Source organism: Candidatus Desulfofervidus auxilii (assembly GCF_001577525.1).
In the GTDB taxonomy this organism is placed as follows: Bacteria; Desulfobacterota; Desulfofervidia; order Desulfofervidales; family Desulfofervidaceae; genus Desulfofervidus; species Desulfofervidus auxilii.
The window spans coordinates 2,070,697-2,086,736 of sequence record NZ_CP013015.1 but is presented as its reverse complement, the minus strand read 5'-3'; the positions used below and the strand labels follow the sequence as shown (position 1 = coordinate 2,086,736).

Annotated in this window: 15 protein-coding genes and 1 pseudogene; 5 read left to right on the top strand and 11 right to left on the bottom strand. The window is 38.1% G+C overall.

Annotation, left to right across the window (positions count from 1 at the left end; genetic code table 11):
* A pseudogene (locus tag HS1_RS13460) lies at positions 1–204 on the bottom strand (hypothetical protein); the annotation flags it as partial.
* 506 nt (positions 205–710) lie between these two features.
* Complete coding sequence (gene recJ, locus HS1_RS10400; protein WP_066065010.1) at positions 711–2,390, bottom strand: single-stranded-DNA-specific exonuclease RecJ; 1,680 nt, start codon at positions 2,388–2,390, stop codon at positions 711–713.
* A 114-nt stretch (positions 2,391–2,504) separates the two neighbouring features.
* Between recJ and HS1_RS10395 the strand changes: the two genes are divergently transcribed.
* Complete coding sequence (locus HS1_RS10395) at positions 2,505–2,759, top strand: extracellular matrix/biofilm biosynthesis regulator RemA family protein (RefSeq protein WP_066065008.1); 255 nt, start codon at positions 2,505–2,507, stop codon at positions 2,757–2,759.
* On the top strand, positions 2,749–3,357 hold the full coding sequence (gene gmk / locus HS1_RS10390; RefSeq protein ID WP_066065005.1) for a guanylate kinase: 609 nt from the start codon (positions 2,749–2,751) through the stop codon (positions 3,355–3,357). Before HS1_RS10395 ends, gmk begins: the two co-directional genes overlap by 11 nt.
* A 123-nt stretch (positions 3,358–3,480) precedes the next feature.
* Here gmk and HS1_RS10385 read toward each other — a convergent pair whose 3' ends face one another.
* On the bottom strand, positions 3,481–3,873 hold the full coding sequence (locus HS1_RS10385; protein ID WP_066065002.1) for a response regulator transcription factor: 393 nt from the start codon (positions 3,871–3,873) through the stop codon (positions 3,481–3,483).
* A 90-nt stretch (positions 3,874–3,963) separates the two neighbouring features.
* On the opposite strand from HS1_RS10385, the gene HS1_RS10380 reads away from it, so the two are divergent.
* Positions 3,964–4,362 (top strand): helix-turn-helix domain-containing protein, encoded by a 399-nt coding sequence (locus HS1_RS10380; protein WP_066064999.1) that lies wholly within the window; start codon positions 3,964–3,966, stop codon positions 4,360–4,362.
* Here HS1_RS10380 and ahcY read toward each other — a convergent pair.
* The 4 genes from ahcY to HS1_RS10360 form a co-directional block, all read right to left on the bottom strand.
* On the bottom strand, positions 4,359–5,615 hold the full coding sequence (gene ahcY, locus HS1_RS10375; RefSeq protein ID WP_066064997.1) for an adenosylhomocysteinase: 1,257 nt from the start codon (positions 5,613–5,615) through the stop codon (positions 4,359–4,361). The two genes, HS1_RS10380 and ahcY, sit on opposite strands and share 4 nt — an antisense overlap.
* A 2-nt stretch (positions 5,616–5,617) precedes the next feature.
* Positions 5,618–6,784, bottom strand: coding sequence for a methionine adenosyltransferase (metK, locus tag HS1_RS10370; RefSeq protein ID WP_066064995.1), 1,167 nt, complete (start codon positions 6,782–6,784; stop codon positions 5,618–5,620).
* 270 nt (positions 6,785–7,054) lie between these two features.
* Positions 7,055–8,647, bottom strand: coding sequence for a hydantoinase B/oxoprolinase family protein (locus tag HS1_RS10365; protein WP_066064989.1), 1,593 nt, complete (start codon positions 8,645–8,647; stop codon positions 7,055–7,057).
* Positions 8,648–10,723 carry a hydantoinase/oxoprolinase family protein gene (locus tag HS1_RS10360; protein ID WP_066064984.1) on the bottom strand — a complete coding sequence of 692 codons (2,076 nt, stop codon included), beginning with the start codon at positions 10,721–10,723 and terminating at the stop codon, positions 8,648–8,650.
* Positions 10,724–10,880: 157 nt separating this feature from the next.
* Here HS1_RS10360 and HS1_RS10355 point away from each other — a divergent pair, with 157 nt between their 5' ends.
* Together HS1_RS10355 and aroL are read left to right on the top strand one after the other, a co-directional pair.
* A complete protein-coding gene (locus HS1_RS10355; protein ID WP_066064981.1) occupies positions 10,881–11,423 on the top strand; it encodes a hypothetical protein in 543 nt (180 codons plus the stop codon).
* 11 nt (positions 11,424–11,434) lie between these two features.
* The gene (aroL, locus tag HS1_RS10350; RefSeq protein ID WP_066064979.1) at positions 11,435–11,950 is read left to right on the top strand and encodes a shikimate kinase AroL; all 516 of its coding nucleotides are present in this window, start codon (positions 11,435–11,437) and stop codon (positions 11,948–11,950) included.
* Positions 11,951–12,608: 658 nt separating this feature from the next.
* Here aroL and gltX read toward each other — a convergent pair.
* From gltX to HS1_RS10330, 4 genes are all read right to left on the bottom strand, one after another.
* Positions 12,609–13,997, bottom strand: a complete 1,389-nt coding sequence (gene gltX, locus HS1_RS10345; protein WP_066064976.1) for a glutamate--tRNA ligase — start codon at positions 13,995–13,997, stop codon at positions 12,609–12,611.
* A 5-nt stretch (positions 13,998–14,002) separates the two neighbouring features.
* On the bottom strand, positions 14,003–14,803 hold the full coding sequence (amrB, locus tag HS1_RS10340; RefSeq protein WP_066064973.1) for an AmmeMemoRadiSam system protein B: 801 nt from the start codon (positions 14,801–14,803) through the stop codon (positions 14,003–14,005).
* Between the two features lie 42 nt (positions 14,804–14,845).
* Positions 14,846–15,262: a nucleoside-diphosphate kinase gene (gene ndk / locus HS1_RS10335; protein WP_066064970.1), complete on the bottom strand. Its 417-nt coding sequence runs from the start codon at positions 15,260–15,262 to the stop codon at positions 14,846–14,848.
* 124 nt (positions 15,263–15,386) lie between these two features.
* Positions 15,387–15,590: a cold-shock protein gene (locus tag HS1_RS10330; protein ID WP_066064967.1), complete on the bottom strand. Its 204-nt coding sequence runs from the start codon at positions 15,588–15,590 to the stop codon at positions 15,387–15,389.
* Positions 15,591–16,040: the final 450 nt, after the last annotated feature.

Sequence of the window (16,040 nt, the reverse complement as noted above, 5' to 3'; positions counted from 1 at the left end):
TCCGTATCCATTCTTTCCTTCAATTGCAAATGATATTATCCCACCTTCTCTTTTCTCAATCTCTCTAAATTCTCTAACTGCCTTATAAAATTCACTGAATTTGTGTGCTATCTTCTGGTCATACAAAATCTGTTCTTCATCATCCATGATAATTATGTGATGATTATCACTGCCAATATCGATTCCTCCAGATAACCTTTTCACGCCTCACCCTCCTTTATGTTTGATATTTTATGGCTCTGCCAATACCTTTATCCCGTCTATAATAGCCACTTAAAGGCACCTTTCCATTAGACAGGGTATTGGCAGGAGAACATCCGGCAATTCAAACCGAGTCACAATAATTCAACATTATTGACTGACCCCGTTAGCCACAAATGTTCCCCTACCCATTTATCATTTATATCACATAAAGAAGGCTTCTTAATTTCATTCCCTATTTTTTACTCTCACTTTTAATTATAGACTCCAATTCCACTACATTTGGCTATTTCATTCCCTCACTATTTCACTACTCACTGATTTAATGTTTTGGCATTTAGACATTTGGATTTCATTTGGTATTTGGATTTTGAAATTTGGATTTTTTATTTTATTAAATTACTTATGACCTGACTTTGAATGGAAAACTTATATCTTCTCTTGGAAGTGGGTTCGTTTTAAGTGGGAATTAGTACATAGTGCTTTTGCTTTTCACAACTACTCAAATGTTACACACTCTTTAAGTCCTGAATTTTTAATTTTACCCTCGTTTCTCCCCGCCAGTGGTCTTCATAAGGAATAAATACCATTTGCAAAGGAGAGGGTGGAGGATAAAGAAAAGAAAGATTAAATCCAATAGCTTCAAATGTTAAATTTTCCTGGCTTACTAAGAGCCTTAAATGCTTTTCATTTACAATATTAGATTGCTTAACTTCTAAGACATCTGAAAGAAAGGTAGGTTCAGGATTACCTATGCCATGAGGGGATAAAAGAGAAAGATATTTTACAAATTGAGGAGTTAAACCCCCTAAATTTATCTTTGCATCTATGTAAAACCTAGGCTGTTTGCATTCCTTAAGCATAGACTGGGTTATCTGTTCAAAGGCTTGGATAAATTTTTCTAAGTTATCCTCTGTAATACTAAACCCGGCTGCTAATTTATGACCACCATAAGAATCCAAATATTCTGCACATTGAGAAAGGGCAGCAAATAAATCGCACCCATCAATACTTCTTCCTGACCCTCTTCCTCTTCCATTCTCCAAACCAATCAGTAGGACAGGTTTTCTAAGTATGTCCACCATTCTTGCGGCCACAATACCGATTACGCCTGAATGCCAATTCCCTGCTAAAACACTATGATTGGTCTTTTCAAATTCTGCTTGGGCCTCCTGCAAAATTTTTTCTTCTATCCTTTGACGTTCTTGATTTAGTGCATGCAATGTTTCAGCCAAACTTCGAGCCTCTTGTTCTTCTTTGGTAAGTAATAATCTTAATGCTGTGTCAGGAGAAGAAATACGACCTGCTACATTTAATCTAGGAATGAGCCTGAAGCTAACATTTCTTACATTTATATTCTGGTTTAAACCAGTGGTATCTTTTAAGGCCTTTAGACCCAATCGGTTTGTTTGGGCTAGAACTTCTAATCCTGATTTAACCAAAACCCTGTTTTCATCTATTAGTGGAACCATGTCAGCTATGGTGCCCAAAGCTACCAAGTCCAAATAATTCTTTAAATTAGGTATCTTTCCTGTTGGCCAAAACCCCTGGTTATGTAAGAATTGGCGTAAAGCGATTAGTAAATTAAAGGCCACTCCCACACCGGCTAATTCTTTAAAAGGGAACAAACAATTAGGTTGTTTGGGATTGATTAGAGCATAAGCAGGAGGCAGAGAAGCAGGCACTTCATGGTGGTCAGTGACAATTACATCAATTCCATTTTTTTGAGCGAACTGAATCTCTTCATTATTACTTATGCCGCAATCAGTAGTTATAATCAAGTTGACATCTGCCGCCTTAAATCTCTTTATGGCCTCTATATTTAGGGCATATCCTTCTTTTATACGATGGGGAATATAATAAATGAGATTTTTTATAAGCGGAGATAAAAATAAATATAAAATAGCGGTCCCAGCCAAACCATCTACATCATAATCTCCATAAATCACTACCTTTTCTTGTTTTATTATGGCTTGATGGATCCTTTTAATGGCCTTATTCATATCTTTTAAAGACCAAGGATCATAAAGATGTTTTAAACGGGGGTAAAGAAAACGATAGGCTTGCTCAATCTCGGTTATCCCTCTATTAAAAAGAATTTTGGCAATAGGAAGAGGAATATTGAGTGTTTTTGCCAGATGCTCAACGCAGCTTTCATCATGTGAAGGTAAACACCACTCTAACTCCATTTGATTTTCAAATATATCGCTTATAATTTTAAAGTCAAGTTAAAATATAAAACCTTGATATTTATACAAGCTTAGAGTATATGAAGAATAGAAATATTCTAGAAGAGGTGAAGCATGGGAGTCAAACTTTTAAGTGTGGGTTTTGGTAATACAGTGGTGGTGAATCGGGTTGTGGCTGTCTTAGCACCTAATTCCTCCCCAATGAAACGCTTGCGTGGAGAAGCTCAAAAAAATGGGCGTTTAGTGGATGCTACTTTTGGTAGAAAGACGCGTTCTATTATTATTACTGATAGTAATCACGTAATTCTCTCCTCCATTCAAGCGGAGACTATAGCCCAAAGATTAGCTTCATTTTGTGATGAAAAATAAGGGTGATATATTTGTTATTTCTGCTCCTTCGGGCACAGGTAAGACTACCTTGGTTCGCCTTTTGCTTTCGCGTTTTCCAACGCTTAGTTTTTCCATTTCTTATACCACCCGTTTACCTAGACCGGGTGAGGTGAATGGTCAACACTATTTTTTTGTAAGTGAGAAGGAATTTAAAAAGAGCATTGCTAAAGGGGAAATGCTTGAATGGGCAAAAGTTTATGGACACTATTACGGCACCCCTTTAACTTTTGTGCAAGAAAAAATAGCTGCGGGAAAGGATATAGTTTTAGATATAGATATTCAAGGGGCGCAAGCAGTTAAAAAAAAGATGCCTGAAGCCATCCTAATTTTTCTTATTCCACCTTCATGGAATGAGCTTCAAAGAAGAATTATTAGTCGTTCAAGTGATTCTCCAGAAGAAATAAAAAAAAGATTAGAGGCAGCTAAAAAGGAAATCTTGGCAGCCAGAGAATTTGATTATATTGTCATAAATGATGTCTTAGAAGATGCTTTAAAAGAATTGGTCTCCATTATCCAGGCCACCAAAGCCAGGGCTAATAAGCGTTGGCCAGAGATAAAAAGGTTATTGCAAGCTTAATGTTTTTTTCTGCACTTCGTATTCATAGACCTATTCAAATTACGTATCTGCCTGCCGGAGGCAGGAGTGGAAATAGTCAAATTTTAAGCAAAAAATAAAGAAAACCGCAATTGCCCACTTTACCTATAGCTGTACCTTTGCCTGTTTTGACGGATTCCTATTTTTCTTTAATAAAGCATGTATCTTTTCTCTTAACTGCTTTAGAGTGAAAGGTTTTGTCAAAAATCCATCTACACCCGCAGAGAACAAGGCCTGAGCTTGCTGGTTGGAGTTTCCACTGACACCCAAGACGGGTAAATTGGGACATTTCTTTTTTATTTCCTTGACCAAGCATGAACCTTTTCTATCAGGCAAGTTTTCATCAGTTATGATAAAATCATAGCTATTTTTATTGAATAATTCTAGGGCCATGTTTATATTAAATGCAGTGTCTACTGAATAGCCTAATATGCAAAGGAAATCTGAAATAATTTTAGCTACTTCTTTGTTATCTTCTACTAATAATAACTTTGACATAAATTATATATACAACTAATGATTGTATTTGTCAAGCCTCAATGAATGGTTTATAGACCATTGCCTGAAATAAGGTTATGAATGTAAAAAATGGAGAGAATTATTTCTAACGCCGAAATAGGGGCAAGAATAAGACTTTTTCGCAAACAGAAAAATCTTACCCAAATGCAATTGGCAGAAAGGGTAGGAGTATCCTTTCAGCAGATTCAAAAATATGAGAAGGGGCGTGACCGGATACATGTTGAACGTTTACAGCAGATTGCTCGAGCCATGAAAATTCCCATTTCTTATTTTTTTACAGATTTTAGAGAGGTTTATGCTGTTCAGGAAAAGGCACCTAATTATGAGTTGATTCCAAAAGAACTACAGGAAATTTTGCCATTGAGCAAAGAAGAAATTCTAGTCATTAAAAACCTGAGGGTTTTGAGCAGGAAGACGAAAAGATGTATTTTTGAAATCCTGGATTCCCTATGTCAGAAGAAAACTTAAGTGCCCATTTCCCAAGTAGAAAGGTATTTTTCTTGTTCTGAAGTTAAGGTGTCTATTTCTATACCCATGCTCTTTAGTTTTAAACGAGCAATTTCTCTATCTATGTGTTCTGGGACAGAATAGACTTTTTTCTCTAACTTATCTCCTTCTTTTACTAGATAGTCAGCAGTCAGGGCTTGATTGGCAAAACTCATGTCCATTACCGAAGAAGGATGTCCTTCGGCCGCAGCTAAATTAATTAAACGGCCCTCTCCCAAAAGATAAATGCGACGATTATTTTCTAAAACATATTCATCCACAAATTCTCTTATCTTTCGAACAGACTTGGCCATTTTTTGAAGAGATTTTTTATCAATTTCTACATCAAAATGACCTGAATTGGCCAAAATAGCTCCATCTTTCATGAGAAGAAAATGTTCTTTTCTAATGACATTTATGTCTCCACTAACGGTTACAAAAAAATCGCCAATTTTAGCGGCTTGGGCTATAGGCATTACTTGGAAACCATCCATAGTTGCCTCTAAAGCTCTAAGGGGATTTACTTCAGTAATAACTACCTTTGCTCCCATCCCCTTTGCCCGCATGGCTACACCACGGCCACACCAGCCATAGCCACACACTACAAAGACAGACCCTGCTAGAAGCCGGTTGGTAGCTCGCAAGATGCCGTCAATAGTGCTTTGACCAGTGCCATAGCGGTTGTCAAAGAGATGTTTGGTCATGGCGTCATTAACAGCAATAATGGGATAACCCAATACTTTGTCTTTTGCCATGCTCCTGAGCCTGATCACGCCAGTGGTGGTTTCCTCTGTTCCACCTGTAATCTGTCTTAAAAGTTCCTGATGTTTGCTATGAATAGTAGATATCAAGTCTGCACCGTCATCCATGGTAATAATAGGTTTTGTGGCTAGAACGGATTCAATATGCTGGTAATAGGTATCTCTATCTTCGCCCCTGATGGCAAAGACAGGTATTTCATCATATTTCACCAAGGCAGCAGCTACATCATCTTGAGTGCTCAAGGGATTAGAGGCACAAAGAGCTACTTTTGCTCCCCCTGCTTTTAAGGTCCGCATCAAATTGGCTGTCTCAGTAGTCACATGAAGACAGGCCCCGATGCGGACGGCAGATAATGGTCTATTTTTGCCAAATCTTTCTTTAATCAGTCTCAATACTGGCATGGTTTGTTCTGCCCATTCTATGCGTAATTGTCCTTTTTCTGCCAGATTTATATCTTTGATATGATAGTCCATGATTATTTACCTACCTCTTTCCTTAAACTCTCTTTCATGTCTGTATTTTCCCAGGTAAAATCAGGATTTCTTCTTCCAAAGTGTCCATAAGCAGCAGTTTGTTTATAGATTGGCCTGAGTAATTGAAGATGTTTTATGATCATACCAGGACGTAAGTCAAATACTCGCCCTACTAACCTTTCTATTTCTCTATCAGGGACTGCGCCTGTACCAAAGGTGTTAACCATCACAGAAACAGGCTCAGGACGTCCTATAGTGTAAGCAATCTGGATTTCGCACCGCTCGGCCAATCCAGAAGCCACAATGTTTTTGGCCACATATCTGGCCATATAACCACCACTGCGGTCTACTTTAGAAGGGTCTTTTCCTGAGTAACAACCTCCACCATGTCGGGACATTCCACCGTAAGTATCTACAATAATCTTTCTCCCGGTAGTGCCGGTATCGGCTAAAGGGCCACCTACTACAAATCTACCTGTAGTATTAATAAAATATTTTATATCCTTTGCCCGCATATTTTCAGGAATAACATAATGAATTACCTCTTCAATAATTCCTTCTTTTAATGCTTCATATTTGACCCAGGGTTCGTGTTGAGCAGCAACCACTATGGCCGTTACTTCTCTAGGTTGTTTATCTACATATCTTACAGTAACCTGGGTCTTCCCATCTGGTCTTAAGAAGTCTAAAATCTTGGTTTTTCTTACCTCAGCCAATCTTTTGGCTAAGCGATGGGCATAATGAATTGGTGTGGGCATTAAGACATCTGTTTCGGTACAAGCATACCCAAACATTATTCCCTGGTCTCCAGCCCCGATTTCTTCTAATTTTTCTGTGCGATTGACCCCTATGGCAATGTCTGGAGACTGTCTATCAATGCTAGTAATAATACCACAGGTCTCCCAATCAAAACCCATTTCAGAACTATTATAGCCGATTTCTTTAATAGTCTCTCGCACTACTTCGGGAATTTCCACATAACAACTAGTAGTAATTTCTCCAGAGATAAAGACCAAGCCAGTAGTCACCAAGGTTTCACAAGCTACTCTAGCCTTTTTGTCGTGGGTAAGAATGGCATCCAGGATGGCATCAGAAATTTGGTCTGCTATTTTGTCTGGATGTCCTTCAGTAACCGATTCTGAAGTAAATAAAAAATCTCCTTTTTTCATTTTTTGCTCTCCTTGGTTCAAACTTGGCTATATAAACCCTTCTTAACTAAAATGTCAACATCTAAGAAGAACTTTAAATTATTATTAGAAAATTTATAAACTTAACTTTTTAAAATTTTCCTTAAATTAAACCTTATTTTTTGTCCCAAAATTTTTGTCTCCTTGCCTGCGGCAAGTAGGTTAACTTAAAAATACTTCTGAGTAGGTGACATAATAAGCCACCCTTGAAACTTTGGAGGAGTGAGGACTTCTTCTTTTACCCTTAGTAATTCAGGAGTCTTTTGGATTCCCGTAACCCCCTCCTCCTGGTGTTTCTATAATAAGGGTATCGCCTTCTTTTAAAGTTAGTGTAGCTTTGCTTTTAATCTTTTCTTTTGTTCCATTTTTTCTCCTCACCCAATATGCACCAACTTTTCCAGGTTTACCTCCCATAAGTCCCCAAGGAGGTATTTTATTTCTTTCTCCTAAAACTGTCACTTCTGCTGAAGGAGCAACCAATGTCCATGCACGTTTAATACCACATCCGCCTCGCCACTGGCCATTTCCATGGCTTCCATATCGCAGTTCATACTGTTCAAAGAGTAAAGGATAATATTGTTCTATAGCCTCAATAGGAGTATTCATAGTGTTAGTCATATTACAGTGAATTCCATCCACTCCATCTTTGCCTGGACATCCTCCCGAACCTCCACCGATGGTTTCATAGAAAACCCATGTTCTTTTTCTTTCAGGGTCAAATCCCCCCATCATTACATTATTCATACTTCCATGCGCAGCCGCTGGCACTTTATGAGGAAGTGCTTGCGCTAATGCTTTAAAGACAACATCTGCCACCCTTTGAGCAGTTTCTAAATTTCCTCCTGAAACAGGGGCTGGTTTCCTGGGATTTACCAAACTTCCTTCAGGGGCAGAAATCATTATAGGTTTTAAGACACCTTCGTTCATAGGGACATCGGGGTCAATAACCGATTTAATTGCAAAATAAGTGGCTGAAAGAGTTACTCCTAAAACAGCATTAAATGGTAATTTTACTTGAGAATCGGTTCCTGAAAAATCCACCTTGAGTTTACCCTCCTTTCTCTCTAATGCAACTCTAATCCAGGTCAGTGTATCAGCATTTTCTATCTCTTCTAAACAATCCTCAGCTTGATATGTTCCTTGGGGGATAGCTTTAATTTTTTTACCCATTCTCCTTTCTCCGTAAGAAATAATCTCCTGGAAGGCAGAAAACAATACCTCAATTCCATATCTTTGAGCGAGTTCTATAACTCTCTTTTCACCCAAGTTAGCAGCGGCAATTTGGGCCCTTAAATCTCCTTTATTGATTTCTGGAGTCCTCACTTTTTCAAGAAAATCCTCAAGCACACCTGGCGTTAATTTTCCTTGTCTCATTAACTTCATAGGAGGAATAACCACTCCTTCTTGATAAAGAGAAGTTGCATTACAAGAGATGCTACCTGGAACTTGACCACCCACATCCACATGATGGGCTTTGTTAACACTAAAACCTATAAGTTTTTTCTCAAAGAAAATGGGTTTAACCAGAGTTATATCATTAAGGTGGGTTCCTACAATATAAGGGTCGTTTGCTATCACCATATCTCCTTCACACCAATCCATTTTTTTCTTTCTAAAATATCGCAAAAGGTTTTTAGCGCCCCAAGGTAAGGAGCCTAGGTGAACAGGAATGTGTTCGGCCTGAGCCAATAGGTTTCCCTGAGGATCAAAAATGGCACAAGAATGGTCCATGCGCTCTTTAATATTGTGGGAATAAGCTGAATTCCTCAGGGCTATACCCATTTCTTCTGCAATGTAACTGAGTGCATTAGTAATTACCGCTACTGTTATAGGATCTAGCTGCATCTAAACCTCATTTACTAAAGTGAGATTTAAAAATTCATCTACTACTGCATTCCACCCAGGAGGAATAACAGTAGTAGCATCGGATTGTTCTATAATTGCAGGCCCATTAATTTTATGACCAGGAAGAAGGGCATCTCGGGAGTAAATGGGTGTCTCTATCCAAGCATTTCCTTTAAAAAAAACCATTTTTTTATCTATCAAGGCATCTGATGAGGAAGAAGTGAAGGGAATTTTCCTAAACTTAGGTTTTCTGATAAGACCATAGGCAATGAGATGAATATTTACTACCTCTACAGGTTCATCTGGCATAGAATAACTATACATTTTTTGGTATTTTTGGTGAAATAACTGTAAAATTACCTTAAAATTCTTGTGAAAAGGCACTATGAGCTCATAAGATTGTCCTAGATATCGGAGTTCAAGATTTCTTTCCATTACTATGTGATTTGGTGAAAATCCTTCTTTTTGTAGGATTTTTTTGGCCTTTTTTTCTATTTCTCCAAATATTTTTTCCAATAGCTCAGTGTTTATTTCTGAGGCTGGTTTCATAATGTTCCTCACAAAGTCATGCCGAAAGTCTGCTAACATAAGACCCAGGGCCGAGAATACCCCTGGATTTGGGGGTATAACGATATTTTTTACGCCCAATCCTTCTGCTAGAAAAGCTGCATGCATAGGACCTGCACCGCCAAATGCCAGTATAACAAAATCTCTTGGGTCGTAGCCTCTTTCTACGGATACCAACCTTAAGGCCCTTATCATATGAGTATTTACAATTTCAATTATACCATAAGCAGCTTGGACGATAGAAATACCTAAAGGCTCAGCAATCTTTTTTCTAATACTCTTTTCTGCCAATTCTGAGAAAACCTTTATTTTACCCCCTGAAATTCCAACAGGATTCAATCTTCCCAATATCAGATTGGCATCAGTTACCGTAGGGTTTTCTCCTCCTTTTCCATAACAGGCGGGGCCAGGGTCAGCACCAGCACTTAAAGGTCCCACCCTTAAGGCATTACCATGGTCTATCCAAGCGATAGTTCCTCCACCTCCGCTAACCTCGGCCAGGTCAATAAAGGGATACCGAATAGGATAACCACTTCCCTTGAGAATCCGTCCACTGTGAACATTTCCCCCAACTTCATACTCATTTATCATCTGGGGTATACCCTTTACCACTACACCTGCCTTGGCAGTGGTTCCTCCCATATCAAAGCTTAAAATATTCTCTATTCCTAGCATCTTGCTCCAATAAGCAGAGGCTATCACTCCTGTAGCTGGTCCTGATTCGATAGTAGCTACCGGTATTTGTGAGGCTACTTCAAATGTAGCCAGTCCCCCATTGGATTGCATTATATAAAGAGGGGCCTTGACCTTGAGTTCTTTAAGCCTATTCTTAATTTTTCTTAAATATGTGGACACAACAGGCACCAATAAGCTATTGATCACGGTGGTGCTCATGCGTTCATATTCACGATATTCAGGGTCTATTTCAGAAGAAGTCATTATTACCATCCCTGGTAGTTGTTGTTTTAGGATTTCCTTGGCCTTTTTTTCGTGTTCGGGATTGATATAGGCATGGAGGAAAACAATTGCTATAGTCTCTACTTTTTCTTGTTTAATCTTTTGAGCTACAGATTTAATTTCTTGTTCATCAATAGGTTTTAACACCTCTCCCTTAAAGTTTATCCTCTCCTTAATACCAAACCTCAAATGTCTTTCAATTAATGGTCTAGGTCTTTCAAAAAAGGGATTATATAATTCAGGCCTTTTCTGTCTGCCAATTTCTAGAATGTCTTTAAAACCCTCAGTAGTAATTACAGCCCCTTTAGGAATCTTTAAGCCCAATTGACCTAAAAATAGATTGGTTCCAATAGTGGAAGCATGGACAAATAAAGAAACTTCTGGCTCCCTTTTTTTCATTAAATCTTTTAAGGCATCAATTACACCTTTACTGGGGTCAAAAGGAGTGGAAGGGACTTTGAGAAAAAAGATTTCTCCTGCTTTTTCATCAAAGGCAACCAAGTCAGTAAAAGTACCGCCTACATCAATTCCTATTTTAAATTTAGGATTCATTTTTCAGCTGGTTATTTTTTATTAATATTTGAACGGCCTCAGATTATTGCATAAAACATAAATTGGCTCAAGGGAAAAGGCAGGGATTGATTTTTTAAAATAGGCGTTTTAAAAAAGGATATAGACTAAAAATTAACTTATTAAGGAGAGTAATAACATGAAAGGGGGATGTTTATTTTTATTGATAGGATGTACTTTTTTAATTTATACTATTGGGTTTTATCAAATTCCAAAAGGAATTGCTGAATCAAAGCAGGTGGTGGAGTTGAAACGGTTTCCTATTGATAGCCTTGAGGGAATTATTACTCGGAGTGGAGTTCAAATTGACAAAGAAATCTCAAGCGATGGAAATGGTTCTCTACGAATTATTGCCCAAAAACCCACAGTCATCCGCCTATTTGAGGTAAGAGGCATAGAGGTGGAAAATGCTCGCCTAATTTATCAAGCCAAAGTTCGCACTGAAGGTGTAAAGGGTCAAGTCTACTTAGAGATGTGGTGTCATTTCCCTGATATGGGAGAGTTCTTTTCTCGTGGCCTTCAGACACCTCTTACTGGAACTACGGAATGGACTACAGAAGAAACGCCTTTTTTCTTGAGAAAAGGTGAGCGTCCTGATTATGTAAAACTTAACTTGGTTATTAATGGGACGGGAACTGCCTGGATTGATGATATTAGGTTGTTGAAGGGGCCACTTAGATAGCAGTTAAAAAAGTGTCCAAAAATATTGTGTTTATAGGCTTTAGAGCTACAGGTAAAACCACTATAGGAAAACTAGTGGCTCAAAAATTGGGGTATTTATTTTTGGATACAGATGTATTGATTGAAAATAGGACAGGGCGAACCATAGCGGAAATTGTAGAACAAGAAGGCTGGTCTGGTTTTAGAAAGAGAGAAAAAGAGATTATTAAAGAGTTAGGCTTCAAACAAAATTTAGTTATTGCAGTAGGAGGTGGAGCAGTATTAGATGAGGAAAATGTAATTTATTTAAAAAAAAGTGGCATCCTCATCTGGCTAAAGGCCAAGCCAGAGACTATTTTAAGACGGCTTATTAGGGATAAAAAAACAGTTTCTCAACGTCCCAGCCTTACAGGTAAGTCTCCTCTCGAGGAAATAAATGAAGTGTTAAATCAACGTTTGGCCATTTATCAAAAGGTGGCAGATAAGATGATTGATACAGAGGGAAAAACTCCACAAGAAATTGCTAAAGAAATTGTTAGTTTATTTTAAAGAGAAATTTGCCGTTTGGAATGGGGGTCAAACCTACAAAATACAGTTAAGAAAATAGAAAACGGAAAACAGAAATTCCCAGTTCCCATTTCCCAATTCTAACGTGTCAACGTGTTAACGTGTAAACGTGCAAACGTGCTAACGGCTTTATTAAATACCTTAAGTCTTTGAAAAACAACTTATAACTTTCTAACTTGCAACTTTTTAACTTGCAAACTTTCTAACTTGCAACTTTGTAAACGTGCATAAAGAAGGAAAGGGAAACGGGAAACAGAAAATAGGAAATAGGAAACGGAAAATAGAAAATAGAAATTCCCAGTTTCCATTTCCCAATTTCCAATTCCCAATTCCAACGTGCTAACGTTCCAATTTAACAGAAGGCGATTTTGCATTTTTCAATTCGCATTCTGCATTGTGCCATTGCGCTTAACTATTTATAGCTTAGCAGATTGCTCCGTTAAGCCATCAAGACCAAGCCCTTTCAGGGTGGCTTTCGCCAGAGCCGTAAGCCCCAAGGGTGCGGAGTGAAACAGAGCAGGTTTGACAGCAAACAAAGCAGCGTGCTAAACTAGGAAACAGGTTGGATAAAGGAATAAAATGTCTTAATGTGCATCTGATTTTTTTCAACAGCCTGTCAAGCGTCAAAGTTGAGTTAAAATTACAATACTTCCAATACTTTTTTAATTCGTTTTACTACCCTCTCTTTTCCCATAATAGCCATTATTTCAAAAAGACCAGGACTGGCTGTTCTCCCGGTCAAGGCCGCTCTAATAGCTTGGGCAAATTGTCGGGTGCTCAAATCATATTTGGTTTTAATTTCCTTAAATATCTGTTCAATTTCTGACTCGTTTAATGAAGGCATAGCCTCAATAGCTTTTAACATCTCAGTTAAAGCTGGTTTTATTTCAGGCACCAAAAATTTTTTTGCCTTGGCATTTGGTGTAATATCATCCAGAAAATAAAAATCTGCCATATCAGCCATTTCTATTAAGGTTTTTGCCCGTGGTTTTAAGCTAGGAATGATCTTGATCACGTATTCTATGGATGTTGATGGATAACCTTTCTTTCTTAAAAAAGGTAAAAGTATCTCTGCTAATATTTCATCAGGGGTTTCTTTAATATAATGGGCATTAAACCATAAGAGTTTTTCTGGGTCAAAGACGGCCGCTGCTTTGCCAATGTGACTAATATCAAATTTTTCAATTAATTCCTCTAATGAAAAAACCTCTTGGTCTCCATAAGACCAACCCAGACGCACCAAAAAATTAACCACTGCCTGAGGAAGAAACCCCATCTCTCTATATTCTAAAATATTGGCAGCCCCATGTCTTTTACTCAATTTAGCTTTATCTGGACCTAAAATCATAGGCACATGAGCAAATTGAGGAGGTTTATACCCCAGGGCCTCATAAAGTTGAAGCTGTTTTGGGGTATTATTGATATGGTCATCACCTCTAATTACATGGGTAATTCCCATGGTAGCATCATCCACTACTACCACAAAATTATAAGTAGGGGTCCCATCACTCCGTTGGATAATCCAATCATCTAATTGGGCATTATCAAAAATAATAGGACCATGAATAAGGTCCGTTAAAACCGTTTCTCCAATTGAATTACTCTTAAAACGGACTACTGCACCAGGTCTAGGAGGAAGATTTTTATTTCGGCAGGTTCCATCATAACCGGGGTTTTTCCCTTGAGCCAGCGCAATTTGTCGTTTTTCCTTTAGTTGTTCTGGGGTGCAATAACAATAATAGGCCTTTTTTTGAGTAAGTAAACGTTGAATGTGGTTCTTATAAATCTCCATTCTTTGCGATTGGAAATAAGGTCCCTCGTCCCAATTTAGTCCCAGCCATTTCATTCCTTCTAAGATACTATCTACATATTCTTGTTTAGAACGAAGTCTGTCAGTATCTTCAATCCGTAAAATAAATGTTCCTTGGTGGTGACGAGCGAAGAGCCAATTAAACAATGCTGTTCTAGCACTACCAATATGGAGATGTCCTGTTGGACTAGGAGGGAAACGGGTAATAACTTTCTGCATTTTTCCTATTTTATAATTATGCCAGCATAACCCACTACTTGGCTATAATCTCCTGAAATATCCCCAGAAGTGGCATAACTCACAAGTTCAGCCTTTTTTGCGCCTAACAATTTTGTGGCTACAAGCATCACCGTAGCAGGTATTATCCCACACATAGTGATATTGTTACTATGAACTGTCTCATAAAGTCCCGCCGCATCCAGAGCCAGTATTTGCTCAATGGCTAAACTATCTTTTGCTTTGGCGGTTTCATGAGGCTCATAGTGAGTCATATCACTGCTAGCAATAATAAGTGTAGGTTTTCCAAATTTTTGAATGGCCTTGGCCAGGGCATTGCCCATAATTTCACAATTACTATACCAAGTGTGAGAAAGCACAATAGGAACAAAACTAAAATCAGACTTTAAATATTGTAAAAACGGTAATTGGACTTCAATAGAGTGTTCATAATTATGGGCCATGACATCAGGCGTAAAAAGTTCACTCTCCATAAGAATAGCTTGAGCTAAATTTTCATTAATAGAAACCTCACCTAAAGGTGTTTTCCAAACACCACTATCCATCACGGCAAAGGGCTTTCCCATACCAGAATGGTTAGGTCCCAGCACAATGAATGTATCAGGCAATTGAAGGCATCCATAGACTGCACCTGCTACACCACCTGAATACATATAACCTGCATGAGGGACAATGGCCCCCAAAGCAGATTCCTTAGGTCTTTTTTTAATATAGTTTTCTAAATAATGAATTAATATCTTGGGTTCACTGGGATAAAACTGCCCTGCTACCACAGGATTTCTAATCATGGCAAACTCCTTAAACTTTTAAAATATATCACGGAGCTATATTTAAAGCAATAATTCAGATTGGCTAAAGAAAAATGCGATTTCTATAGCAGCATTTTCCAGAGAATCAGAGCCATGGACTGTGTTCTCGCCCTTACTGAGGGCTAAATCGGCCCGAATAGTTCCTGGTGCTGCTTCTTTGGGATCAGTTGCCCCCATAATTTCTCTTGTTTTGGCTACTGCATTTTCTCCTTCTAAGACCATTGCAATAACAGGGCCAGAACTCATATAGGTAGTGAGCTCATCAAAAAATGGTTTTCCTCTATGAATAGCATAAAATTCTTCTGCCTGCCTTTTGGTCAAATGAAGCATTTTTAAACCTACTACCTTTAAACCTGCTTTTTCAAACCTATTTATTACTTCACCAATGAGGTTTCTATTTACACCATCAGGTTTAATCATAGTAAGTGTTCTTTCCATTTTTTCTCTCCAGTTTTTATTTTTGAGCAGTTGTAACTTATGAGGTTAAAAAAGGCAATAAGAAACCCCTTAAATGAAAAAGCCTGCCTTTGAAGGCAGGCTTTTGAGGGTCAATTTTATCTAACTAAATACGCACTACCTTTGAAGCTTGTGGGCCTTTAGAAGTTTCTACTACATCAAACTCAACTTCTTGACCTTCTTCTAAGGTCTTATAACCCTGGGCTTCAATTGCTGAAAAATGCACAAACACATCCGATCCATCTTCACGCTGGATAAAACCATAACCCTTACTAGCGTTAAACCACTTCACTTTACCTTTAAACTGCATCTAACAAAACCTCCTAAAAATAAAAAATATACCTCCTCTCCAAGGAAGTGTGGCTTTCTACCATTTATTTTATCACTTGTCAACAAAACTGGTCATCAATTTTAGGACTTCGTCAAAGTAATTTTAACGGAGATCTAAATGATAAGCGCACCTGTCTGCCGACAGGCAGGATGGCTCAATGCAGAATGCAAATTGAAAAATGCAAAATCGCCTTCTGTTAAATTGGAACGTTAGCACGTTGGAATTGGGAATTGGAAATTGGGAAATGGAAATTGGGAAATGGAAACTGGGAATTTCTATTTTCTATTTTCCGTTTCCTATTCCTATTTTCTGTTTCCCGTTTCCCTTTCCTTCTTTTCCTTCTTTATGCGCGTTAACACGTTTACACATTGACACGTTTACATGTTAGAATTGGGAAATGGGAATTTCTGTTTTCCGTTTTCTATTTTC

Bases quoted from the DNA above. Each gene is read 5' to 3' on its own strand.
- ndk (WP_066064970.1), bottom strand. From the start codon at position 15,262: ATGGAAAGAACACTTACTATGATTAAACCTGATGGTGTAAATAGAAAC.
- HS1_RS10395 (WP_066065008.1), top strand. From the start codon at position 2,505: ATGGGAGTCAAACTTTTAAGTGTGGGTTTTGGTAATACAGTGGTGGTG.
- HS1_RS10385 (WP_066065002.1), bottom strand. From the start codon at position 3,873: ATGTCAAAGTTATTATTAGTAGAAGATAACAAAGAAGTAGCTAAAATT.
- HS1_RS10360 (WP_066064984.1), bottom strand. From the start codon at position 10,723: ATGAATCCTAAATTTAAAATAGGAATTGATGTAGGCGGTACTTTTACT.
- HS1_RS10330 (WP_066064967.1), bottom strand. From the start codon at position 15,590: ATGCAGTTTAAAGGTAAAGTGAAGTGGTTTAACGCTAGTAAGGGTTAT.
- gltX (WP_066064976.1), bottom strand. From the start codon at position 13,997: ATGCAGAAAGTTATTACCCGTTTCCCTCCTAGTCCAACAGGACATCTC.
- HS1_RS10380 (WP_066064999.1), top strand. From the start codon at position 3,964: ATGGAGAGAATTATTTCTAACGCCGAAATAGGGGCAAGAATAAGACTT.
- recJ (WP_066065010.1), bottom strand. From the start codon at position 2,390: ATGGAGTTAGAGTGGTGTTTACCTTCACATGATGAAAGCTGCGTTGAG.
- gmk (WP_066065005.1), top strand. From the start codon at position 2,749: ATGAAAAATAAGGGTGATATATTTGTTATTTCTGCTCCTTCGGGCACA.
- metK (WP_066064995.1), bottom strand. From the start codon at position 6,784: ATGAAAAAAGGAGATTTTTTATTTACTTCAGAATCGGTTACTGAAGGA.
- HS1_RS10365 (WP_066064989.1), bottom strand. From the start codon at position 8,647: ATGCAGCTAGATCCTATAACAGTAGCGGTAATTACTAATGCACTCAGT.
- HS1_RS10355 (WP_066064981.1), top strand. From the start codon at position 10,881: ATGAAAGGGGGATGTTTATTTTTATTGATAGGATGTACTTTTTTAATT.
- amrB (WP_066064973.1), bottom strand. From the start codon at position 14,803: ATGATTAGAAATCCTGTGGTAGCAGGGCAGTTTTATCCCAGTGAACCC.
- ahcY (WP_066064997.1), bottom strand. From the start codon at position 5,615: ATGGACTATCATATCAAAGATATAAATCTGGCAGAAAAAGGACAATTA.